Source organism: Marinomonas hwangdonensis (genome assembly GCF_003721245.1).
GTDB classification, from domain to species: Bacteria; Pseudomonadota; Gammaproteobacteria; order Pseudomonadales; family Marinomonadaceae; genus Marinomonas; species Marinomonas hwangdonensis.
In genome coordinates this window covers 1-23,169 of sequence record NZ_RIZG01000011.1, presented here as the reverse complement: position 1 = coordinate 23,169, position 23,169 = coordinate 1, and the positions used below count along the sequence as shown (strand labels likewise).

The 23,169-nt window shown below is 45.8% G+C and carries 19 protein-coding genes; 8 read left to right on the top strand and 11 right to left on the bottom strand.

The window, feature by feature from the left end:
- The 7 genes from panC to dksA all read right to left on the bottom strand — a co-directional run bounded on the left by panC (position 1) and on the right by dksA (position 7,050).
- Entirely contained in the window at positions 1-867 is an 867-nt protein-coding gene (gene panC, locus EBI00_RS14200) for a pantoate--beta-alanine ligase (RefSeq protein ID WP_123096614.1), read from the bottom strand.
- Positions 864-1,691 (bottom strand): 3-methyl-2-oxobutanoate hydroxymethyltransferase, encoded by an 828-nt coding sequence (gene panB / locus EBI00_RS14195; RefSeq protein ID WP_123096613.1) that lies wholly within the window; start codon positions 1,689-1,691, stop codon positions 864-866. The genes panC and panB overlap by 4 nt, the downstream gene beginning before the upstream one ends.
- Before the next feature lie 3 nt (positions 1,692-1,694).
- Complete coding sequence (gene folK, locus EBI00_RS14190; protein WP_206612594.1) at positions 1,695-2,177, bottom strand: 2-amino-4-hydroxy-6-hydroxymethyldihydropteridine diphosphokinase; 483 nt, start codon at positions 2,175-2,177, stop codon at positions 1,695-1,697.
- A gap of 14 nt (positions 2,178-2,191) precedes the next feature.
- On the bottom strand, positions 2,192-3,655 hold the full coding sequence (gene pcnB, locus EBI00_RS14185) for a polynucleotide adenylyltransferase PcnB (RefSeq protein ID WP_123096611.1): 1,464 nt from the start codon (positions 3,653-3,655) through the stop codon (positions 2,192-2,194).
- Positions 3,656-4,222: 567 nt separating this feature from the next.
- Positions 4,223-5,617, bottom strand: coding sequence for a sigma-54-dependent transcriptional regulator (locus EBI00_RS14180; protein WP_123096610.1), 1,395 nt, complete (start codon positions 5,615-5,617; stop codon positions 4,223-4,225).
- A 112-nt stretch (positions 5,618-5,729) separates the two neighbouring features.
- On the bottom strand, positions 5,730-6,605 hold the full coding sequence (gluQRS, locus tag EBI00_RS14175; protein WP_123096609.1) for a tRNA glutamyl-Q(34) synthetase GluQRS: 876 nt from the start codon (positions 6,603-6,605) through the stop codon (positions 5,730-5,732).
- Between the two features lie 10 nt (positions 6,606-6,615).
- Complete coding sequence (gene dksA, locus EBI00_RS14170; protein ID WP_123096667.1) at positions 6,616-7,050, bottom strand: RNA polymerase-binding protein DksA; 435 nt, start codon at positions 7,048-7,050, stop codon at positions 6,616-6,618.
- 168 nt (positions 7,051-7,218) lie between these two features.
- Here dksA and EBI00_RS14165 point away from each other — a divergent pair, with 168 nt between their 5' ends.
- Entirely contained in the window at positions 7,219-8,385 is a 1,167-nt protein-coding gene (locus tag EBI00_RS14165; RefSeq protein ID WP_123096608.1) for an aminotransferase class I/II-fold pyridoxal phosphate-dependent enzyme, read from the top strand.
- Positions 8,386-8,406: 21 nt separating this feature from the next.
- Here the strand turns inward: EBI00_RS14165 and lptG are convergent, their stop codons facing one another.
- A complete protein-coding gene (gene lptG, locus EBI00_RS14160; RefSeq protein ID WP_123096607.1) occupies positions 8,407-9,492 on the bottom strand; it encodes an LPS export ABC transporter permease LptG in 1,086 nt (361 codons plus the stop codon).
- Entirely contained in the window at positions 9,489-10,616 is a 1,128-nt protein-coding gene (gene lptF / locus EBI00_RS14155) for an LPS export ABC transporter permease LptF (protein ID WP_241557054.1), read from the bottom strand. The genes lptG and lptF overlap by 4 nt, the downstream gene beginning before the upstream one ends.
- Positions 10,617-10,734: 118 nt before the next feature.
- Here lptF and EBI00_RS14150 point away from each other — a divergent pair, with 118 nt between their 5' ends.
- The 4 genes from EBI00_RS14150 to EBI00_RS14135 all read left to right on the top strand — a co-directional run bounded on the left by EBI00_RS14150 (position 10,735) and on the right by EBI00_RS14135 (position 16,131).
- Entirely contained in the window at positions 10,735-12,195 is a 1,461-nt protein-coding gene (locus tag EBI00_RS14150) for a leucyl aminopeptidase (RefSeq protein WP_123096605.1), read from the top strand.
- A 268-nt stretch (positions 12,196-12,463) separates the two neighbouring features.
- Entirely contained in the window at positions 12,464-12,853 is a 390-nt protein-coding gene (locus EBI00_RS14145; RefSeq protein WP_123096604.1) for a hypothetical protein, read from the top strand.
- Positions 12,854-12,994: 141 nt separating this feature from the next.
- Complete coding sequence (locus EBI00_RS14140; RefSeq protein WP_123096603.1) at positions 12,995-15,778, top strand: valine--tRNA ligase; 2,784 nt, start codon at positions 12,995-12,997, stop codon at positions 15,776-15,778.
- Between the two features lie 104 nt (positions 15,779-15,882).
- Positions 15,883-16,131 carry a cold-shock protein gene (locus EBI00_RS14135; protein WP_123096602.1) on the top strand — a complete coding sequence of 83 codons (249 nt, stop codon included), beginning with the start codon at positions 15,883-15,885 and terminating at the stop codon, positions 16,129-16,131.
- 4 nt (positions 16,132-16,135) lie between these two features.
- On the opposite strand, the gene EBI00_RS14130 is transcribed toward EBI00_RS14135, so the two are convergent.
- The gene (locus tag EBI00_RS14130; RefSeq protein WP_123096601.1) at positions 16,136-16,558 is read right to left on the bottom strand and encodes a CBS domain-containing protein; all 423 of its coding nucleotides are present in this window, start codon (positions 16,556-16,558) and stop codon (positions 16,136-16,138) included.
- Between the two features lie 95 nt (positions 16,559-16,653).
- On the opposite strand from EBI00_RS14130, the gene tadA reads away from it, so the two are divergent.
- Together tadA and purL are read left to right on the top strand one after the other, a co-directional pair.
- Positions 16,654-17,151 carry a tRNA adenosine(34) deaminase TadA gene (gene tadA / locus EBI00_RS14125; RefSeq protein ID WP_123096600.1) on the top strand — a complete coding sequence of 166 codons (498 nt, stop codon included), beginning with the start codon at positions 16,654-16,656 and terminating at the stop codon, positions 17,149-17,151.
- 109 nt (positions 17,152-17,260) lie between these two features.
- Positions 17,261-21,160 carry a phosphoribosylformylglycinamidine synthase gene (gene purL / locus EBI00_RS14120; RefSeq protein ID WP_123096599.1) on the top strand — a complete coding sequence of 1,300 codons (3,900 nt, stop codon included), beginning with the start codon at positions 17,261-17,263 and terminating at the stop codon, positions 21,158-21,160.
- 59 nt (positions 21,161-21,219) lie between these two features.
- On the opposite strand, the gene EBI00_RS14115 is transcribed toward purL, so the two are convergent.
- Positions 21,220-22,071 carry a LysR family transcriptional regulator gene (locus EBI00_RS14115; protein ID WP_123096598.1) on the bottom strand — a complete coding sequence of 284 codons (852 nt, stop codon included), beginning with the start codon at positions 22,069-22,071 and terminating at the stop codon, positions 21,220-21,222.
- 107 nt (positions 22,072-22,178) lie between these two features.
- Here EBI00_RS14115 and EBI00_RS14110 point away from each other — a divergent pair, with 107 nt between their 5' ends.
- Entirely contained in the window at positions 22,179-23,042 is an 864-nt protein-coding gene (locus EBI00_RS14110) for an urea carboxylase-associated family protein (RefSeq protein WP_123096597.1), read from the top strand.
- Positions 23,043-23,169: the final 127 nt, after the last annotated feature.

Below are 23,169 nucleotides of genomic sequence, written 5' to 3'. Positions count from 1 at the left end.
CTAGTGTGTTGAAAGTGAATCTAGTTCTACGCGCAAGTTATCGATTAAGCGTGCGCTGCCTAGGTGTGCCGCAGCCAAAATGACCAGGCTTTTCTCTTCCTCTGACGGTGTTTGTAAATTGTCTTGTGCGCGAATTTCAAAATAATCACGACGGAAACCAGCCGCTTCAAGCTTCTGCTGAGCTTGTTCGCGAATGTCCTCGTGACTCGCACGGTTTGCTAGAAGCGCCTCTTTCGCCCATAGCAGGGTTTGATACATCGTCGGTGCGATGCGTCTTTCTTCTTCAGTTAGATAACCATTGCGCGAACTCATGGCAAGGCCGTCTTCGTTGCGCGCTGTATCTATGCCAATGATACGTATATTAGAGCTTAGATCGCGTACCATGTCTTCAATGACTTTTAGTTGCTGAAAGTCTTTGTTGCCGAATATGGCACAGTCTGGCTGAACAATGTTAAACAATTTTGTCACCACGGTTGCGACACCCACAAAATGACCCGGACGTGATGCACCGCATAGAATGTCAGATAAACCCATGACTTCGATCTGTGTTTGGCTACGTTTGCCATCCGGGTACATTTCTAGGGCATCTGGCGCGAAGAGAAAGTGACAACCATTTGCCTCAAGTACTTTTTTGTCTTCTTCGAGGGTTTTAGGGTAACGCTCTAAATCTTCGTTGGCGGAGAATTGCATGGGGTTGACGAAGATGGAAGAGACGACCACATCGCCTTCTTCGGCGGCGCGTCGGATCAATGACATATGACCGTCGTGCAAGTTGCCCATGGTAGGCACAAAGGCAATGCTTTTGTCTTGTAGACGTTCTATTTTTAATGCCGTACGAAGCTCAGCAACGGTGTGGAATGTTTTCATGATTTGAATCCGTGCTCAGGTCCTGGGAAAGTTTGGTCTTTGACGTCTTTTACATACGCGGCAAAGGCTTCGGTCACATTGCGACCATCGGTTAAGAAGTTTTTCACAAATTTTGGTGTATGGCCTAGATTAATGCCAAGCATGTCGTGCATTACTAAGACTTGACCATCCGTGTGATGACCGGCCCCAATGCCAATCGTAGGAACGGGAACCGCTTCGGTGAGCGTCTTGCCCAGTTCTGTTGGGATGCATTCATAGAGGAGAATATCCGCCCCTGCGGCCACAAGGTCTAGCGACTCTTGCAGGAGTAAATCGGCGGCGTCTTGGCTTTTACCCTGTACTTTATAACCGCCAAATTTATGCACGGACTGGGGGGTTAGGCCTAAATGCGCGCAAACGGGAATGCCTCGTTGGCTAAGCAGCTTTACCGTGTCGGCGAGCCAGCTACCGCCTTCTAATTTGACCATATTGGCACCCGCTTGCATCAGTTTTGCGGCGTTATCGAGTGCTTGTTCCGGTTTGCTGTAACTCATGAACGACATGTCTGAGAGAATAAACGCATTGGTGTTACCACGCTTTACGGCGGCGGTATGATAGCACATGTCTTTGATGGTCACGGGAAGTGTGCTGTCTTGGCCTTGTATGACCATACCCAAAGAGTCACCCACCAAAATGGTTTCCACACCGGCTACGTTCATGACATTGGTAAAGGATGCGTCATAGCTGGTTAAGCAGGTAATTTTCTCTTTATCGGCCTTCATTTTTTTGAGCGTGGATAAAGTAACTGGCTTGGTAAGTGTTCGCTGAGAGTTATCTGAATACATAATTTATTCTTCTTTGATAATGACCAGATCGCTGGTATCAAGTTGCTGTAATTGCTCAATCACTGTATTGCCATTGTTTAAAAGAGTATCGGGCGCTAGGTCGCTCAGCGGTTTAATAACAAACCCTCTTTCAAGCATATAAGGATGCGGCACGGTTAACCGAGGAAGTTGAATCGTCTCTTGACCGTACAATAGCAGATCTAAATCCAAGGTGCGCGGCCCCCAATGACGTTCTCTAACTCGACGTTGTGCCTGTTCAATGCTTTGCAGCAAGTCGAGCAGTGCAAGGGGGGGGAGATCGGTTTGGAATGAAGCGACGGCGTTGACATAATCTGGCTGATCTTGAGGGCCAACGGGCTTGCTGCCATAAATAGAAGAAACACGAAGATTTTTTACGTCGTCGTGTTTCTGTAAGGTGTCAATGGCGCGATCCAGTTGCGCCATTGGGGTGTCAAGATTACTGCCGAGGCCGATATAAGCGTGTATCAAGAGGCATCCTCTTATTCGTCAAAGTTTTCTCGTGTTTTGCCAGAGTTGTCGTTGGTGTCTCTGTTGTGGCTGTTGCTCTTTTTACGACGACGTGGGCGACGTTTTTTGGGGCCTTCTTTATCGCTAGCGCGAGCGTCTATGCTTTTAATCAACTCACGTTGCTGGCTTTCTGTGGCATGCTGGAACTCTTCCCACCATGCGCCTAGTCCGTCTAGCTCTGTGCCGCTTAGCTCGCGGATCAACAGGAAGTCAAATCCTGCTCGAAAACGTGGATGTTCCAACAATAAAAAGGCACGTTTGCCATAACGTTTTGGCAAACGATACTGCATGTCCCAGATTTCGCGCATCGGAGTTGAGAAGCGACGCGGAATGGCGGTCGATGCGACTTGATTGTCTAACACCATATTGGCCGCTTGATGCAATGCCGGTGTGGCTGGCATGCCTTGCGCTTGGAATTCTTCATGGCGTAATGCCACGCTAGGCCATAAAAGAACCGCATACAAAAAATAGGGTGCGGTGGTTTTGCCACTTTGGATGCGATCGTCGGTATTTCTTAAGCCCTGTAAAATAAAGGCTTCTGGATCAATGTCGTCTCTTTTCCAACCGCTTTGTAACAAGGCGTCAGTATCGGGAAATAGGTAACGAAATAAGCCGTATTGTCGCAGCAGTTCGAAGGTTTTTATGCCATTGCCACTGCCCAGTAATTTGAGAACTTCTTCAAAAAGACGTGCAGGTGGTATGTGATCCAGCAAGTGCGCCATTTCTTTTATAGGAGCGGCGGTTGCGGCTTCTATTTCAAAGCCGAGTTTTCCTGCAAAACGAATCGCGCGCAACATGCGCACAGGATCTTCTTGGTAGCGCTGACGGGCATCGCCAATAATGCGAATTTGTTTTTTCTCTATGTCTTTTAAGCCACCGCAATAGTCATGGATACTGAAATCTTTGACATTGTAGTAAAGGGCGTTAAACGTGAAATCGCGTCGTTCAGCGTCTTCTTCAATGTTGCCGTAGACGTTATCGCGCAAAACAATACCATGGGTGGAACGAGCTGAGTCTTTGCCTTTTAGTGAAGAATTCGGTGTTTCGTCATCGTCTTCACTTTGGGCGGAGCCAGCTCTAAACGTCGACACTTCAATCATTTCACGGCCAAATGTCACGTGAACCAATTTAAAACGTCGTCCAATCAGGCGCGAGTTAGAGAAAATACTGTGGACTTCTTCTGGCGTGGCATTAGTTACCACATCAAAGTCTTTAGGTTCGATGCCGATCAAATGGTCTCGAACACACCCACCCACTAAAAAAGCGTCATAGCCGGCTTTGTTAAGGCGATACAGTACTTTCACGGCGTTGGCGCTTAAATTGGTTCGAGATAAGCTGTGATCGCTGCGAGGGATGATAATAGGGTAAGTCTGTACCTTCGAAGAGGCAAGCAGAGAGGTAGCTTTACGTACCAGAGATTTTAATCCTGTAAGCATTAGACAACAAATTTTAAAGTTAACGAAAAGGACATTCTACACGTGATGGATTTAAAGTTACACGAATTATAGTCTGTTTTGAGAATTTGGTAAGTTAGAGCAGGGTAGGTGAAAGCGATTGCGAATTTACTGTGGAGTAAATAAAATAATCGCTTTGGATACATGAAGATACTAGTCCCGAAAACAAAGTGGGTGCCGCTTTTGCGGTTCTACTCAGGTTTTATTTTTATTATTGCATTGTTTTCATCGCCCGAAGGCTTACATATCTAAAAAAATCAATTATCCAAAGCGATTTTCCATCCATGACCTCATGTTTTTATTTTTATTTTTTGAGGTCACGGTGTTCTTGTTTGTTATTTTTATTTTTAAGAACCTAACACACGACGATTAACTTATTTTTATTTTTGGTCAATCTATTATTATCGTTGTGACCCATATAAGGCATTTGTTGTGCCAAAATTAATAAAGTGCTGATTTTGTTAAGTTTTCATTATCTTTTGTACACTTTTTTTACAATATTGTAATAAAATTATGGGTAATATGGTAACAAGTGTTACTTTTTATTTGTTACTTTTTTGCTATTCCTAGCTTCTGTCGCCTTTCCCATAAGCTTTTTCTTGATATGCCCAAACAATGTGCAAGTTCTGTTTCTGTCTTTGTGTGTTGGTGCGTCAATACAAAATACTTTAAATAATCGTCAAGGGTTGTGCCCGTCGGTGGCGTCGCAAAAGAGGTCTGGGTGTTGTTGCTGTGGTTGCTTCTATTTGTGGCGCCTTGCTGATTAGCCAGTTTCAAATTGGCGGCTTCTATTCGTTCGGCTGGGCTTAGAATAACGGCTCTTTCGATGGCGTTTTCCAATTCCCTTACGTTCCCCGGCCAATGATGGCCACGGATCGCCTTATCAAAGGCTTTGGAGTAATGGTAGGGCGCTTTGTGGTGTTTTTGGCAGGCTTTTTTGAGTAAAACCTCAGCCAATACAGACAAGTCATCGCCTCTGTCCCTGAGAGGGGGCAGGAGCAGTTCCATCACATAAAGGCGGTAATAGAGATCTTCCCGGAACAATCCCTTTCTAATCATGTCGACAAGGTGTCTGTGCGTGGCGGTAATTAAGCGGATATTGACCTTGGTTGAGTGAGTTGACCCTACTTTACGAATTTCACCTTCTTGAAGTACACGCAGTAGCCTAGCTTGTGCTTCAAGCGGTAGCTCGCCTATCTCGTCTAGAAACAAGGTGCCTTTGTCTGCGGCGTAAATTAAGCCGTCGTGAGAGGTGTTGGCACCGGTAAAGGCGCCTTTTTCATGGCCGAAGAGTTCCGATTCGATCAGGTTTTCTGGGATGGCGGCACAGTTAACGCTCACTATCGGATGAGCATGGCGCTGGCTGAGGTTGTGCAATGCTTTGGCGACCAGTTCTTTACCTGTGCCGGATTCACCGCGAATCAGCACGGTCACATCGGTGCCAGCAATTTTACGCATGTCGCTAAACAAGTCTTGCATTAATGGTGATTGGCCGATAATGCCACTGCCGGGGGTGCCAAGTTCTATTGTGCCTTCTTGAGTGGGCGGTGTTGGTGTGTTTTTAGGTGTGTTGTCTACGAAGTTGCTTGTTTGATCACTCTGGTCAATGGCGTTGACGACGTGTTTTAACAGTGTTTCAGAGTCGGTGGGCAAGGGGAGGTAGTAAATGGCACCCTGCGCCATGGCGTTAACGCCGGTGGTTAAGCTGGGTCTGGCATCCAGGATAATGTGCTTGGGTGTTTCTGGGAGCTGCGATTGACTGTTTTCTTGTTGTGACAGGCTTGCCTGATCAACGAGCAGTAAATGAAATTCGCTCAGTTCATAGTAATGGTTGGCTTGTTCTAAGGTGTGGCTAGTGTTGACTTGAAAGCCGTATCGAGAAAGCCATTTTTCAGCGGCTTTTAGCAAAGAATGGTCTGGACAAATGATCATAATACTGTGCATGAAGTGTCACCCCTTGTAACGTATGTAACGATTATACACACAGGATCGTGTTGGTCGAGGCGGTTGGGATGGGATGGTTCGAATAGAGTGATGGGCCAAATAATGTGGCGGTTTAAATAAAGTGCCGGTCGGCTGCTTCGAGGGGGAGGTGTTTGATATTTTTGAGTTTGTCCGGATGCCAGGCGTCGATGGCCTGCGTTAAGGCTTCTGGAATGCTTGTTGGTGATGTTAAATCAATTGTTAAGTAATGAAGTGCTCGTAACAGTGTCGGTAGATGACCGTTCGAAATAGGCTTGGCGTGATTTTGTTTGCTGATTTTATCCCCAGCATGATTGGTAATAAGGGGGATGTGACACACACTAGGCGGTGTCCATGAAAACAAATCATAGAGATACAGCTGCTGGGCTGTGGTTTCAATTAAGTCGGCGCCTCTCACAAGATGAGTGATGTTTTGTAGGTGATCATCAATAACAACAGCCAGTTGGTAAGAGAAAAAGCCGTCTTTTCTTTTTAGTGCCGGGCTGTTTTTCAGATCGTCGGTGAAAACCAGTCTATCCTGAATGCGATCTTGGCATTGGTAGAGGGTTGAGCTGGGTTTTAAGCGCCATGAATGGGGCTGTGTTGTCGTGCTGTCGCACACATGTGGGTGAACGCCGTCGTATTGAGTGAGAGACTGTCGTGTGCAGTTGCATGGAAAAACCATTTGCTGCCGTTTTAGTTGAATTAAATAGTGTTCGTAAGTATCACTGCGCTGGCTTTGAATGAGGATCTCTTCGTCAGAAAAGAGTTGGTAGCTGTTAAGAGTGTTGAGGATTTGTTCAGTAAACGCGGGTTGACAGCGACTACCATCCACATCTTCGATGCGAATGATCCAGCTACCATGGTGCTTTCTTGCATCCAAATAGCTCGCTAATGCGCTGACTAGCGAGCCAAAATGGAGTGGGCCTGTGGGAGAAGGTGCAAAACGTCCTCGATAGGCATGAGACACAATTAATCGCCTACTTGCCTACTTGTCTCTCTTTGATTTCAGCCAACGTCTTACAATCAATGCACATAGTAGCGGTCGGACGGGCTTCTAATCGACGAATGCCGATCTCAATGCCGCATTCTTCGCAATAACCATAGTCGTCATTGTCGATGAGTTCGATGGTTTGAGAGATTTTTTTAACCAGTTTACGTTCACGATCTCGTGCACGAAGCTCTAGGCTAAACTCTTCTTCTTGGCTCGCGCGATCATTAGGATCCGCATAGTTAACCGCCTCTTCTTTCAGATGATGCACCGTACGGTCAACTTCTTCCATGAGGTTTTGTTTCCAGTTGAGTAGGATGCTCTTAAAGTGCGCCAACTGCTTCTCGTTCATGTATTCTTCGCCATCCTTAGCAATGTAAGGAGTGAAGTCTTTCATTAATGACTCAGGGTTCATTTTTGGCATACGCATTGCCTCACTTCGCAGGTTTCCATTATGGTAGCCTGTAACCGATAAAATTAGGGGTGTATTTTCGGGCGGAAACTTACCAGATAATCACCTCGTAAACCACATTTTTTGCGCAAAATGTCGCGATATTTTTGAAACAGGCTAAGAAAAGGCAGAGAGAGCGGGATGAAAAAACACAGGTTGGCAGCAAGAGTGGGGCAGATTGCGCCGTTTCAAGTGATGGCGATTTTAGCGAGAGCCAAAGCCTTGGCATCACAAGGGGAGGATGTCATTCACCTGGAAATTGGTGAGCCAGATTTTGTCGCCGTAGAAGACGTTGCTAATGCGGGGGTGCTGGCTATTCAGCAGGGTAAAACGGGCTATACGTCCGCCACTGGTCTGCCAGAGCTAAAAAGTGCCATTAGTGACTATTACCAGTCTCGTTACCAAGTCAGTGTGGCGCCTGAGCGAATCATTGTTACACCGGGTGCGTCTGGAGCCTTGTTATTAATGGCGTCGCTGATGGTGAATCCGGGTGAAGAGGTGATGATGCCAGACCCTTGTTATCCTTGTAATCGTCACTTTCTGATTCAAGCGGGAGCGAGTGCCAAGTTAATCGAGACTAAGGTAGAGCAAGGCTTTGAAATGGATCTAGGTGCTTTGTCGGAGCATTGGCAAGATAACACATCCGGTTTATGGCTGGCCTCTCCATCGAACCCGACAGGCGCGGTATTAAGTAAGCAGTATGTTACAGAGGCTTGGCAAAAGGTGTCTGAATTAGGTGGGCATCTGTTGGTGGATGAAATCTACCAGGGGTTAGTTTACGAGGGTGAAGACTTCTCTGCGCTGTCGATTGCTGATGATATTTTTGTGATTAACAGTTTTTCAAAATATTTCGCTATGACAGGTTGGCGTTTAGGTTGGCTGGTGGTGCCGGAATGGGCGATTGAGGGTGCCACAAAGCTCGCACAAAACTTATTTATTTCGGCTCCTAGTGTATCGCAATATGCGGCTGTTCATGCTTTTTCACCAGAAGTGCTTGCTGAGTGTGAGAGGCGCAGGCAAACCTTGGATGCTCGTCGTATGGTCTTACTTCAAGGGTTAGAAGCACTTGGTCTACCGGTTGTAGCGCCTGCTCATGGTGCTTTTTATGTCTATGTGGATGTGTCGGCTATTACTCAAGATGCGATGGCTTGGTGTCTGGCTTTGTTAGAGTCAGAAAAAGTGGCGTTAACTCCGGGCGCCGATTTTGGCATCAAGAATGCTCATAAGTACGTTCGTTTTGCTTATACTTGCGACCAGGACCGGCTTCAAGAAGCCTTGGTTCGAATTGCCCGTTTTATAAAGAATTGACAAATCTCGTTAGACGTCGAATTACCCTCGTCGTCTAACGAGTATGATTCCGGCTAATAAACAAATAATAATCGGGATGCTGACCCCAATCAGAGGTGGAAAGCCGACGGCGACGCTCATCCTGCCAAACAAATTGAGTGCGTTTTGAAAAGCCAAGCCGATGATGACGCCAGTAAAGATTCTCCCTCCCATAGTAGACGACCGAAGCGGGCCAAAGACGCTGGATAATGCCACCAATACTAACGCTAGAGAGGCCACTGGCCGCAATGCTGTGATCCAGAACTCTAATTCATACTGGGAGGCGTCGAGCTCTTCTTTTTGAAGATACGTTTGGTAACGTAATAGCTGGCTGAGTGACAAGGTTTCCGTCTCTTGTGATGACAAAAACAAATTTTCTGGCGTGATGCTGACATTCCACTCTGCACTTGCTGTGCTGTTCGTTTCGATACGATCGGGGAAGAAATAGGTTTCTGTTACTTCGTTTAGCTGCCATGTCGAGCCTTCGATGTGTTGGGCTGTGGTGGCGCTTTTGGTGTATTTTAATTGTTTCTGATCTTGTGGTGCGCTTTCATCTTTGTTAGGTGAAAAAATCTTAATACCGTAGAGTGTGCCATTGCTGTCAGCGGCATCGATGTAAACAAAGTCATTGTTGGCTTTTAGCCAAACACCACCGGTCAATGAAAAAGCCCCACTTTTTTGGTCTTTGAACTTTTCGATTAGGTTGGCTCTTTGCTCTGCTATGGGCGCAACAAATTCCGAAATCCCCATGCCCATTAATGAAACTAATAAGATAGGTTGGCAGGCAGCCAAGCCAATGCGCCAAATGGGCATGCCTGCAGCCCGCATGACGGTTAATTCTGATGTGGCAGCCAATGTGCCCAGCCCCATCAAGGTGCCGATGAGGGCGGCTATGGGGATGTACTCAGCCAACTTGCCAGGCAAACGGTACAGGATGACTTGCAACAATGACTGAATAGTGTAGTTGTCGTTTACTTTTTTAATTTGCTCAATAAAGGTGAGAGCAAAATCCAAACCAAGCAATACGACCGAGACAATGAGAAAAGCCCACAGCACACTGCTGGCAATATATTTATCAATTTTCTTCATAGTGAAGGCTCGTCTGAATCCGTGTGGTTGGGAAGTCTGGCTTTACGGCGTGCAAATATCTGATTGTACTGAAGAAAAAGAGCTGCCGCGATAAGCGCAAAGACACCGTGTATCCACCATAAACCAAGTTGCATGGGTAATTTGCCCTTTTCAAGGCCTGTTCGGCCCCAAATAAGCAGGGCGATGTAAAGTATCATCAGCAGAATGGCAGGCAACATTTTGAAAAATCGGCCTTGCCTTGGATTTACTTGACTAAGTGAAAGCCCGATGATGGCTAGAATCGGTATCATCACAACGAGGGAGATACGCCATTGTAATTCAACTTTATCTAGTTGGTCTGAGCTCGTTATTAGAGCAAGAGTGGTTTTAGTGAAAGCCTCATCAATCGTGCTGATGCTTTGGTTAGCCATGCGCACCGCATAGGTGTCAAAGTGGGTGATGCGATATTCGGCGCTGCCAGGGTGGCCTTCGTATCGAGTGCCGTTTTTAAAAACAAGATAGTTTTGGTTGCCTTCTGCGCTAATGCGTATTTGTTCGGCGTAGGCGGCAAGGACTTGAGTGGGGATGTTGTTGCCATTGCTACGAGTGACATCAGATATAAAAATGTTTTCCATCCATCCGTCGACTTGGGTGAAGTTTTCAATGTATGTGGTGCGCTGCCCACTGCCTTCGAATCGTCCTGGAATTAAAAAGTCATAAGCCGATAGCTGGTTTTGAGCTTGAGATGCTTCCGCTGCACGATATTCACTGGCGGGGGCAACCCAGAAGCTGATGGTAGCGCTTACGGCACTAATAATAAAAGCGATGCCCAAAGTGTAAGCGGCTAGTTTGACCTTGCTAATGCCGCTTGAGAACAAAACGGACATTTCATTTTCTATGTACAGTCGCCCAAACGCTAGTAGCAGAGATAAGAAAAAAGCCAGTGGTAGGATCATTTGAACGAAGCTAGGAATATGATAAGCAAGAATAACGAAGAGAAATTCGAAGGTCATTTTCCCTTCAGCAATACGGCCTAGATAAGAAGAAATGCGGCCACTTAGGATGACAAGTAACAGTATCAGTGTCACACCAATGGTTGACACAAGCACTTCTTTCGCTAAGTATCTGAATAGTCTCAAAGTCACCTCTGGATGAGTATTGCTTTTCAAGCGTAGAGTTGTTTACACATCTAAAGCCCCCATTATCTCGTGGTAAGAAGGTTATTATCCAGTTTTTTTTAAAGTTATCGTTTGAGGTTCTTTCATGAATATGGCGTTATTTGATCGTATTTCTTCAGCGCAAGCGGACTTGCTTGTGGTTTTTGTACCAAGTGAAGGCGACTTTGCTGAATCGACCGCTTGGGTGGATGCGAATAGCAATGGGCAGGTGTCCCAGCTTCGTGATACAGGTATTTTTAAAGGTAGCGTTGCACAGACGCTACTGCTTCCAGGTATGTCACAAGATTTTGCCCAAGCTGTGCTTTTGGTTGGTATTGGTAAAGAGTCTCAGCTGAGTGATATGCAGGCGCGTAAAGTGGTTGCTGCGGTAGCGGCGCAAATTAAAGGTTTCCCATTCGCATCGGTTGCGGTTGCCAGTGCTGGTCTGGTATTGAAAAATCGTTCTCAGGCAGATGTGCTTGCTCTGGTTGCCCAATGGTTGAACGAAGGTTTTTACAACTTCCTCGGCTTTAAGAAAGATGATGCTGAGAAAGCGACAAAAGTTACGTCCTTGTTGTTAGAGGGCACAGATGAGGCGGCTTTGACAATTGGTACCGCAACGGCCAAAGGGTCGGCTTTTGCTCGCCAGCTTGGTAACCTTCCAGGCAATGTTTGTACGCCAAGCTATTTAGCGTCAAAAGCTCAGCAGCTAGGTGAAGAGTACAGCATCGGTGTTGAGTTGCTAGACGAAAGCAAAATGGATGAATTAGGGATGCACTGTCTACTTTCTGTAGGTCATGGTAGTGATCAGCCAAGCTACTTAATCGTTATGAACTACCGCGGTGGAGAAGAGGGCGAAGCGCCTCACGTTCTTCTAGGTAAAGGCATTACGTTTGATACAGGCGGTATTTCCTTGAAGCCTGGTCCAAAAATGGACGAGATGAAATATGATATGTGTGGTGCAGCTAGCGTTTTCGGTACGATGAAAGCGATTTGTGAGTTAAAACCGAAGCTGAATTTTACAGCGGTGATTGCGGCGGCGGAGAATATGCCTAGTGGCCGTGCGACTAAGCCGGGTGATATCGTGAAAACCATGTCTGGCCAAACGGTAGAAATTTTGAATACCGACGCTGAGGGCCGTTTAGTGCTTTGTGATGCTTTGACTTACATTGAACGCTTCAAGCCAAAATCGGTTGTTGATATTGCGACATTAACTGGTGCCTGTGTCGTTGCCTTGGGTAGCGTTAACTCTGGTATGTATGCGAACAATGATGACCTAGCGTCAGAGTTGAAAACAGCTAGCCAAGTATCTGCCGATAAAATTTGGCAAATGCCTCTAGACGAAGAATATCAGCAACAACTAGATAGCAACTTTGCGGACATCGGTAATATCGGTGGTCCAGAAGCGGGCTCTGTAACGGCAGCGTGTTTTTTATCTCGCTTTACCGGTTCTTATCCTTGGGCGCATTTAGACATCGCAGGTACCGCATGGGCGGGTGGCGCAAGTAAAGGCGCCAGTGGTCGCCCAGTTGCCTTATTGACGCGTTATTTGTTAGCGAAAGCATAAGTCGTTAGCCAGCGCACTGGTTATTAAGAATAAAGTAGGTCCTTAATGAAAAGCAGCGCTAGTATTTGTCGCTGCTTTTTTTTGACTGAAAAAACCTTCATAAAAGGGTTTGACTGGTTTATGGCATCAGTGGAATCCATCGTTCAGTCGGCTTTTGCGTTAGAGGGTAGACTTTTGTGTTTTACAGTGCGAAAGTTAAGGGCTACATACAGGGGTTAAACAAGTTTGTTTAACGGTTCTATTCTGTTTTCTTACTAACGGTTTTTCTATGTCAGACCTAGCCACTTCGCATGACGATATTTTTGAGCCAGATGAAGAGGCGCTGATATCGGCACTGCGTAATCAGGATGATATTCCCATTTTGATGGATATTGTGGCCGATCAAGTGTCGAGTTCGGTTAGCCAAGAAGCCCATTTTGTTCAGTCGCTTGATGATCATAAGAACGCTACCCAAGACGATGAGAAAGGTATTCCTCCTGTTTTGGCGGAGAAAGTGTCAGCGTTAAGCGTCTCTTCTCCTTCTCAGGCGCAAATTGCCAAAGCGATTACCGATGTCCTCGAAAAGCGTTTACCCGAGCTGGTGGCTGAAGTGATACAGGCATTGCATCTTGCTGACGCGCAAAATGTCGCAGACTCTCCTCAAACAAAAGACAACTAATGGCTTCTTGTGCTGTGTCAATAAGTCGAGCAGCCTGATATAGATGCCTTAATTGTGTTCGTATTATTTTTTATCTGGTTACGACACGTTATAATCCTTGAAAACCTATTTACCGCCACATAAGAGCTTTAAGACACCATAATGGAAAAAATCTACCAACCTCAAAGTATCGAACAGCCTATTTATCAACGTTGGGAAGAGAGTGGATGTTTCGCACCTCAAGGCAGCGGTTCACCTTTCTCTATCATGATTCCACCACCAAACGTCACTGGTAGCCTGCACATGGGCCATGCTTTTCAGCATACCTTGATGGATGCCATGATTCGCCGCGAACGAATGAAAGGTCGCCGTACTTTATGGCAGCCGGGTTCCGACCATGCGGGGATCGCTACACAAATGGTGGTGGAGCGTCAGTTAGCTGCTCAAAACATTACCCGTCATGATTTAGGTCGTGAGAAATTCCTTGAAAAAGTGTGGGAATGGAAAGCGCAGTCTGGTGGTACGATTTCCGATCAAATGCGTGTCTTGGGTGACTCGGTTGCGTGGGAAAAAGAGCGCTTTACGATGGACCCCGGTATGTCTGCGGCGGTTCAGGAAGTGTTTGTACGTTTATTTGATGAAGGCATTATTTATCGTGGTCAGCGCCTCGTAAACTGGGACCCTGTATTACATACGGCCGTGTCCGATCTAGAAGTTATTTCAGAAGAAGAAATTGGCTTCATGTGGTATTTCCGTTACCCGCTTGCCGATGGAGTAACAACCGCGGACGGAAAAGATCACATTGTCGTGGCGACAACACGTCCAGAAACCATGTTTGGTGATGCTGCGGTGGCGGTAGCCCCAGATGATGAGCGTTTTATGGATCTTGTTGGTCAGTATATTGACTTGCCATTGGTGGGTCGTCGTATACCAATCGTTGCAGACGAATATGTGGATAAAGAGTTTGGTACGGGTTGTGTGAAAATTACTCCGGCCCACGATTTTAATGACTATGAAGTGGGTAAACGCCACGACATGCCATTGATCAATATTTTGACTGACGATGCGGCTATCAATGATACCGCACCAGAAAAATACCGTGGTATGGATCGTTTTGTTGCTCGTAAAGCGGTTGTTGCCGATTTTGATGCGCTTGGCTTGCTTGAAAAAGTCGTTGATCACAAGCTAAAAGTACCACGTGGTGAACGTGGTAATACCGTGATTGAACCTTATTTAACGCAGCAGTGGTATGTGGCGGTCGAGTCCTTGGCGAAGCCCGCAATTGAAGCGGTTGAAAATGGCGACATTCAATTTGTGCCTAAGCAGTGGGAGAATACCTACTTTGCTTGGATGCGTGATCTTCAGGATTGGTGTATTTCTCGTCAACTTTGGTGGGGGCATCAAATTCCTGCTTGGTACGATGCCGATGGCAAACATTATGTTGGTAAGAGTGAAGACGAGGTTCGCGCGAAATATGGTTTGGCAGCGGACCTTGAATTGACTCAAGACGAAGATGTGCTAGATACCTGGTTCTCTTCAGCGCTTTGGACTTTTGCAACGCAAGGTTGGCCAGAAGAAACGCAAGATTTTAAAGATTTCAGTGAATCCGATGTATTAGTCACGGGCTTTGACATTATTTTCTTCTGGGTAGCCAGAATGATTATGATGACGTTGAAGTTTACGAATAAAGTACCTTTCAAAACCGTCTATATTACGGGGTTAATCCGTGATGAACGTGGCGATAAAATGTCTAAATCCAAAGGCAACGTAATCGATCCATTGGATTTGATTAATGGTATTGACATCGAGTCTTTAGTGGCGAAGCGCACTTCTGGCATGATGCAGCCTCGTTTGGCTGAAAAAGTTGAGAAGAATACTCGCGAAACTTACCCTGAAGGCATTCAAGCATACGGTACCGATGCATTGCGTTTTACGCTTTGCTCGTTGGCGTCTGGTGGTCGTGATATTAAGTTCGATCTTAATCGCTTGGAAGGGTACCGTAACTTCTGTAATAAGATTTGGAACGCCACGCGGTATGTCTTGATGAACACAGAAGATCAAGACTGTGGTCAAAATGGCGCAGAAGTTGAATTGTCTTTAGCGGATAAGTGGATTATTTCTCGTCTACAGCACGCGGAAGAGGCGGTGAATCGTGCCTTTGACACGCATCGTTTCGATTTGGCTTCTCAAGCATTGTATGAATTTATGTGGCACGAATACTGTGATTGGTATTTGGAGTTGTCTAAGCCAGTGCTTTGGGATGAAAACGCCACCGCCGCGCAACTGATGGGGACTCGTCGCACGTTAGTTCGTGTGCTAGAAGCCTTTTTGAGACTCGCTCATCCAATGATGCCATTCCTAACCGAAGAAATTTGGCAGCGTGTTGCACCGCTTGCAGGCGTGATGGGTGACACTGTGATGCTGAGTAACTACCCTGAAGCTGAAGAAGCGAAAAAAGACGCGCAAGCTGAAGCGGATGTGGAGTGGCTGAAAGGGGTTATCGAAGGCATTCGTAACATTCGTGGTGAAATGAACATTTCTCCTTCTAAACCCCTGACTATTTTGTTCCGTAATGGTTCTGATCAAGATAAAGCGCGTTTAGATGCGAACCTAACTTTCTTGCAAACGCTGGCGAAATTAGAGTCCGTGACTTGGTTAAATGTGGGTGATGAAGCGCCGATGTCTGCAACCGCATTGGTGGGTGACATGGAAGTGCTGGTTCCCATGGCAGGTTTGATCGACAAAGACGCTGAAATCGCTCGTCTGCAAAAAGAAATTGATAAGGCAACAAAAGACCTTGAGCGCATCCAAGGTAAACTTTCAAACGACAGTTTTGTGGCTAAGGCTCCTCCAGAAGTGGTCGAGAAAGAGCGTGCTAAATGCGATGACTTGCAGTTGGCGGTGAGTAAATTAGAAGAGCAAAAAGTCCGTATCGAATCCTTGTAAGCGTTCTTTTTTAGACGGAAAGCGGGAGGTCACTTTTGACTTTCTGCTTTTTGTTGATGTTAAAACGAATCAAACCATAAAAATAATAAAAAGAGGCGATGGCTATGGATCGACTGACTGGCAAGGTTAAGTGGTTTAATGACACGAAAGGAATGGGGTTTATTCAAAGGGATAAAGACAGTGATGTGTTTGTGCATTACAAATCGATTGCTTGCGAGGGTCATAAAACACTTAGAAAAGGACAGGCTGTTAGCTTTTCTTTGTCCAGCACGGAGTTTGGTTTGCAAGCGATAGATGTGACAGTAGAGAAAGAGGCGCAATCTACATCCTCTGACTCTAGTCAACGGTTCTAAATACTTAGGCCGATTCAGTCAGCATTTTATGAGCGAGCTTGACGAAGTCCACAGGGGTAAGAATGCCCACAAGCTTGTTGTCCTGAGTAACAGGTAAACAGCCGTATTTGTTTTCGATAAAAAATTCAGCGGCCAGATTGAGGTCTGTTTCAGGACTTATTGTTAATATGTCTTTATTCATGGCATTGGCGATGGGCGTTTGTTGTTCTTTTTTCGAGATTTGCTGCGTACCAAACTGACTCACTAGATGAAACGCATGACGTAAGTATTCACGCTGCGTCAGCATACCAACACACTCTCCCTCGTCATTCACTATGGGGATGTTTCTGATATTCTTCTCTTGCATGAGTGTTTTTGCCGTCGCTAGAGAATCGTTTTCTCTTAAGGTAATTAAGTTGGTAATCATTAAATCTGCCACTGTGCGCATGAAGTAAGTCTCCTTGTGAGTATGTATTCTTTAGATTTGAGTGTAGAGCGGATTGCCTAGCAAAGGCAATCTATTCGCTTTGAGGTAGATCAATAATGAAAGACGATGTCTGGATGGCAAGAGCTATTGCATTGGCCGCTAAAGCTGGATCAGAAAACGAGATTCCGGTTGGTGCCATTGTGGTGCTCAATGATGAGATTATCGGTGAAGGCTATAACTCGCCCATTTCCCTTTGTGATCCAACCGCTCACGCGGAGATTCAGGCAATTCGTGATGCGTGTAAACGAATGAATAATTACCGGCTTCCTGGTGCGACCTTATATGTCACCTTAGAGCCTTGTTCAATGTGTGCGGGTGCTATCGTACATGCTCGTATTGATCGAGTCGTTTATGCGGCGACGGAGCCTAAAAGTGGCATCGTGGAAAGTCAGGGGCAGTTTTTTCAGGCCCCATACCTTAATCACAAAGTGACAGTGGCGTCTGGTGTGTTGGCTGAAACAGCGTCGACGCAGCTTTCTCAGTTCTTTCAATATCGTCGTGAACAAAAAAAGAAGCTCAGAGAACAGGCAAAAAGAGGCTATTTAGGCGATTAATTCCGTCATTTGGTGTAGAAATTTCATACTCTGCTAGCCTCTATTTGCCTCATTGATTTAAAATACCCGCACCATTTCCCCAAAACTACCAAGTGAGGCAATACTCAACATGCTAACTCTGCATGGTTCCGCAGCGCTATCGGCGTTTCGCAAGGCAAAGTTATTAGCCAATATGCAAGCATCTATCCCGTCTGTTACAGATGTTGATGCGCAATTTCTCCATTTCGTGGAGCTGGCTGATAATCAAACGCTTACTTCTGAGCAGGAAACTGTTCTTCAACGCGCTTTGGCCTACGGTCCTAAATCCTCCCAAGTCAGTTCATCTGATCAAAGTGTTTTAGTGGTTCCTCGTTTAGGCACTATTTCACCTTGGTCATCGAAAGCAACCGATATCCTTCATAACTGTGGCCTTGCGGCCGTATCTCGCGTCGAACGTGGCGTGGAATACTTTATTCATAGCTCAGCGCCTTTGTCGCTTGAAGAGCTGGATTTGTTGTCTGCTATGTTGCATGACCGCATGACAGAAAGCGTGCTTCCGGCATTGAGCGACGCGTCTGACATGTTCTCTCACGCAGAACCAGCACCCATGACAAGTGTTGATGTGCTGGGTGGCGGCCGTGCAGCCTTGGTTGAGGCAAACCAAACGCTAGGTCTTGCCCTTGCGGATGACGAAATTGATTACCTTGTTGAGTCTTTCATTGAGTTGGGTCGTAATCCAATCGATGTGGAGTTGATGATGTTTGCGCAAGCAAACTCAGAACATTGTCGTCACAAAATTTTTAATGCGTCTTGGACCATTGATGGCGAGGAGCAAGAGCGCTCCTTGTTTAAAATGATCAAGAACACTCACGAACATAATCCTCATGGCACCTTGTCTGCTTATAAAGACAACGCTGCTGTGATGGAAGGTCACTTTGGTGGGCGTTTCTTCCCATCCGCTGAAACCCGTGAATACGATTTCAGTCACGAACACATCGATATTTTGATGAAGGTAGAAACTCACAACCATCCAACGGCCATTGCGCCTTTCTCAGGTGCGGCTACGGGTTCTGGTGGTGAGATTCGTGACGAAGGCGCGACAGGTATTGGCTCAAAGCCAAAAGCCGGTTTGAGCGGTTACACAGTATCCGATCTTAAAATTCCAGGTTTTGAACAGCCATGGGAAAGCTATTACGGCAAACCGTCTCGTATCGTAACGCCTTTGGATATTATGATCGAAGGTCCTATCGGTGGTGCCGCATTTAACAATGAGTTTGGTCGTCCAAACCTATTGGGTTACTTCCGTACTTATGAGCAAAAAATCCAAGGTGCTTCTCAAGAAGAAGTACGTGGTTACCACAAGCCAATTATGTTAGCTGGCGGTATCGGTAACATTCGTCGTGAGCACGTTGAAAAACAAGAGATTAAAGTAGGTGCTAAGTTAATCGTACTTGGTGGTCCTGCGATGTTGATCGGTCTTGGCGGTGGCGCGGCATCTTCTATGGCGTCTGCTGATGGTAACGAAGATCTAGATTTTGCTTCTGTACAGCGCGGTAACCCAGAGATGGAACGTCGTTGTCAGGAAGTGATCGACCGTTGCTGGCAGCTTGGTGACAAAAACCCAATCAGCTTTATCCACGATGTGGGCGCTGGTGGTTTGTCTAACGCCTTGCCTGAATTGGTCAAAGACGGCGAGCGCGGTGGTAACTTTGATTTGCGCAAGGTGCTTAACGATGAACCAGGTATGTCACCACTAGAAATCTGGTGTAACGAATCGCAAGAGCGTTACGTTATGGCGGTTTCTCCAGATCGAGTTGAAGAATTTACCGCGATTTGTGAACGTGAGCGTTGTCCTTTTGCCATCGTTGGTGAGGCGAAAGAAGAAATGCATCTGCAAGTGGCGGATGAGCATTTCGATAACAATCCCGTTGATTTGCCAATGTCTGTTTTATTTGGCAAGCCACCAAAAATGCACCGTGAAGCTAAAAAAGCCATTATTGCGGGTGATGATTTTACCGCGATTGATGTAGACCTTGCTGAGGCAGCAAATCGTGTATTGAGCTTGCCAACGGTAGCGAGCAAAAATTTCTTGATTACCATTGGCGACCGTTCGATTACTGGCATGGTAGCTCGTGATCAAATGGTGGGGCCATGGCAAGTGCCAGTAGCCGATGTGGCGGTAACAACGTCCTCTCTTGAAAGTTACACCGGTGAAGCCATGACGATGGGTGAGCGTACGCCCATTGCGTTGTTGGATGCGCCTGCATCTGGTCGTATGGCCGTTGGTGAAGCGTTAACTAACTTGGCGGCAGCACACATTACTAAACGTAGTAGCATTAAGTTGTCTGCAAACTGGATGGCGGCCGCAGGTCATGAAGGCGAAGATGAAAAGCTTTACCAAACTGTAAAAGCGGTTGGTATGGAATTGTGTCCAGCATTGGATATTGCCATTCCAGTGGGCAAAGACTCAATGTCGATGAAGACCGTATGGAAAGAAGATGGCAAAGAAAAAGCGGTAACGTCGCCACTTTCTTTGGTTATCTCGGCGTTTGCCCCAGTAACGGATGTTCGTAAGACATTAACACCAGAACTGCAAAACAAAGCCGATACACGTTTGTTGTTGATTGATTTGGGCGCAGGTAAAAATCGTCTTGGCGGTTCTGTTATTGCTCAGGTTTACAATAAATTAGGGCAGCAAGCCCCAGATGTAGATGACGCAGCTGCATTGGCGGGTTTCTTCGATACCACTCAAGCGCTTAATGCGGAAGGCAAATTGTTGGCTTACCATGACCGTTCTGACGGTGGTGTGTTTGCAACCTTGGTTGAAATGTCGTTCGCGAGTCATTTGGGTCTGAATATCGATCTTGATGAAGTGGTTTCTAATCGTGCCCAAGTGGGACCTGCCTTATTTAGCGAAGAGTTGGGTGCCGTGATTCAAGTCAATGAATCCGATGTGACCGCTATCGTTGCTGCTTATGCAAAAGTAGGCGTCGCTGTCACTTCTATTGCCACCTTGTCTGGTGACGATAGCATTCGTGTTCGTTTTACTGGCGAAACGCTTCTTGAAGAATCTCGTATTAATTGGCAACGTGTGTGGTCAGAAACCAGCTACCGTATTCAAGCATTGCGTGATAATCCAGAGTCGGCACAGCAAGAGTTCGATAATTTGCTTGATGCAAAAGATCCCGGTTTATCTGCGGATGTTCGTTTCGATCAAAATGAAGACATTGTCGCTGCCTTTATTGCTTCTGGTGTTAAACCTAAGATTGCCGTCTTGCGTGAGCAAGGTGTAAACGGTCAAGTCGAAATGGCAGCGGCTTTCCACAAAGCGGGCTTCACTCCAGTAGATGTTCACATGAGTGATATCTTGTCTGGTCGTACGACGCTGGATCAATTTAGTGGTTTGGTTGCCTGCGGTGGTTTCTCATACGGTGACGTGTTGGGGGCGGGTGAAGGTTGGGCGAAGTCTATCCTTTTCAACCCAGTTGCTCGTGAGCAATTTGAAGCCTTCTTCAATCGTCCTGACACTTTCACCCTTGGTGTGTGTAATGGTTGTCAGATGTTGTCGAATTTATACGAGTTGATTCCTGGTGCGGGGCATTGGCCGAAATTTGTTCGTAACCAATCTTCTCAGTTTGAAGCGCGCCTTGTACAAGTGGAAGTTCAGCAGTCGAACTCGATCTTGCTTGCCGGTATGGAAGGTTCTCGTATGCCTATCGTCGTTGCTCATGGTGAAGGTTTGACTGAATACCGTGATGACCAAGATATGGCGACACTGGCTTCGGCGAATCAAATTTCGTTACGTTATGTAGATAACTACGGACAAGCAACCGAGCGTTACCCATTCAACCCGAATGGTTCAGCGCAAGGGGTAACGGGTTTAACATCTGAAGATGGTCGCGTGACTATTATGATGCCTCATCCTGAGCGTGTTTATCGTACGGTTCAGCACAGCTGGCACCCAAGCGAATGGCAAGAACAAGCGCCATGGTTGCGTTTGTTCCAAAACGCAAGAAAGTGGTTAGGTTAATTCGATAAATTAGTACAGATGAAACCCTTTAGCTAAAAAGCTAAAGGGTTTTTTTGTGTCTATGATTTGAGTAGGTGTTCAATAAGTAACTGGGTATTGGCATGAGCGTATCGATTCTGTTCGATAGCATAATAACGGCCAATGTTACCCTTCCGATGAGAAAGCGTAACTAATGTTCCATTTAGCAGGTCTTGCTGAATCAGTGCCTCTGGGCACAAGGCGACTCCTTGTGCCGCCAGCGTGGCCATTTTGAGTAAGTGGAAATCTTCGTAAATCACTTTTGCTGGTTGAATCAGTTGCTTGTTTTGCAGGGAGAACCAATCTTGCCAGCTAGCATCTGAGTGATCATGTAAGAGGTCTGCTTCCAATAACCCATTAAGAGATAGAAGGTTTGGATGCTGACTTAAATAGATCGGGCTGCAGACTGGTAGTGTTTCACCCGAAAAAATTGGCGTGAGTGAATAGTTCATGGAATCACAGTTTTCATGGTTGCCAATGCGCAAGCTATATTCATCTAGATAGTCAGGTGCTGAGGAGTAATATCGAATGGCTAAATCGTAATTCGGATTAGTTTTTTTGAATGCAAGTAACCTTGGTAATAACCAAGGTTCGATGAGAGAAGGTAGGCAATACAGAGTTATGGTGTGCGTGCTCTGCTTTTTTGTTAATAGTGCTTGGTCAATATGATCGAAGGGTTGAGATAATTCTGTTGAGAGTTTTGCACCTTCTGGTGTGACTTTTAATTGTCGTCCGGATTTATAAAAGAGGGCGTAACCTAATTGTGCTTCAAGGCGTTTGATTTGATGGCTAACGGCAGATTCGGTCAAGCTCAGATAATCTGCTGTTTGTTTTAGACTGCCGAAGCGAACTGCCAGATGAAAAGTGTGTAATGCAGTATAGGGAAGGCTCATAAACGCACTCTTGAATATTTGTCATGTATTTAAAATAAATGTCCATTTTTTTGAGTTTCCGTTTTCTCTAGTCTAAGTCAAATAGAAACTTAATTTGGAGAGACAATATGGCGAATGTGGAAGCAGCGTACAGGTCAGGTGAAGGCTCGAAACTGGCTGTTGATAAAGTGTTTTACGATTCTTTAAAAGAAGGGTATGCAAAGCGTACTTTGGTGGAAACCATAAAGGTTCCAATGCGATCTGGTCAAGCTTGGAAGGTGCCAGCGGGGCATGTGTTTCGGATTCGCGTTTCAGAAGGTCCGCAAGTTGGTGACTTCAATATGTGGAATCTACACGATCCAAGGGAGCGCATGTGGGCGTCGCGCACACGTCAGCTGCAGAGTGCACATATAAGTACATATGACAGGCTATGGTCTACGCTGCCTTTCTTACGCCCAATGGCAACTATTATAGAGGATACGCTGGACAATTATGGTAAGGATGGAGATGGCGGGCGAGTACATGATTTACTCGGTACGCGTTGTGATCCTTATATAAACTACCTATTAACTGGTGAAGACTTTGACTTTCATTGTCATTCCAATTTGGTTCGTGCCGTACTTCCACATGGATTAACTGAGTTTGATGTACATGATGTGTTGAACGTTTTTCAATGTACTGGTTTAAATGAAGATGATCAGTATTTTATGAAGCCGTGTCCTGCCCAAAAAGGGGATTATCTCGAATTTTTCGCGGAGATTGATTTGTTGTGTGCGATGTCTTGCTGTCCAGGCGGAGACCTATCTGTGGATTTCTTGGGTCGAGACGGCATAGACCCTTTATCAACATGCCATCCATTGGAAGTTGAGATTTATCGTTTAGATCCTGTAGCTCTTGAAAATTGGCAGTCACCAATGAGTCCTGAATATAAAGGAGCGCATGGTATGCGTGCTCCGAGCATTGATTGGAGTGTTATAAAGCAGGAAATTTAACGGTTTAGATTATAAAACAGTCAATTTTAGGGCGTGTTGATTAAGGAGTGATCTAAAATTGAATTAAATGCCATTAATTTAAATTTTCTTTAAAAAAGGGTTGCACAAAATCTGTAGATCCTTAATA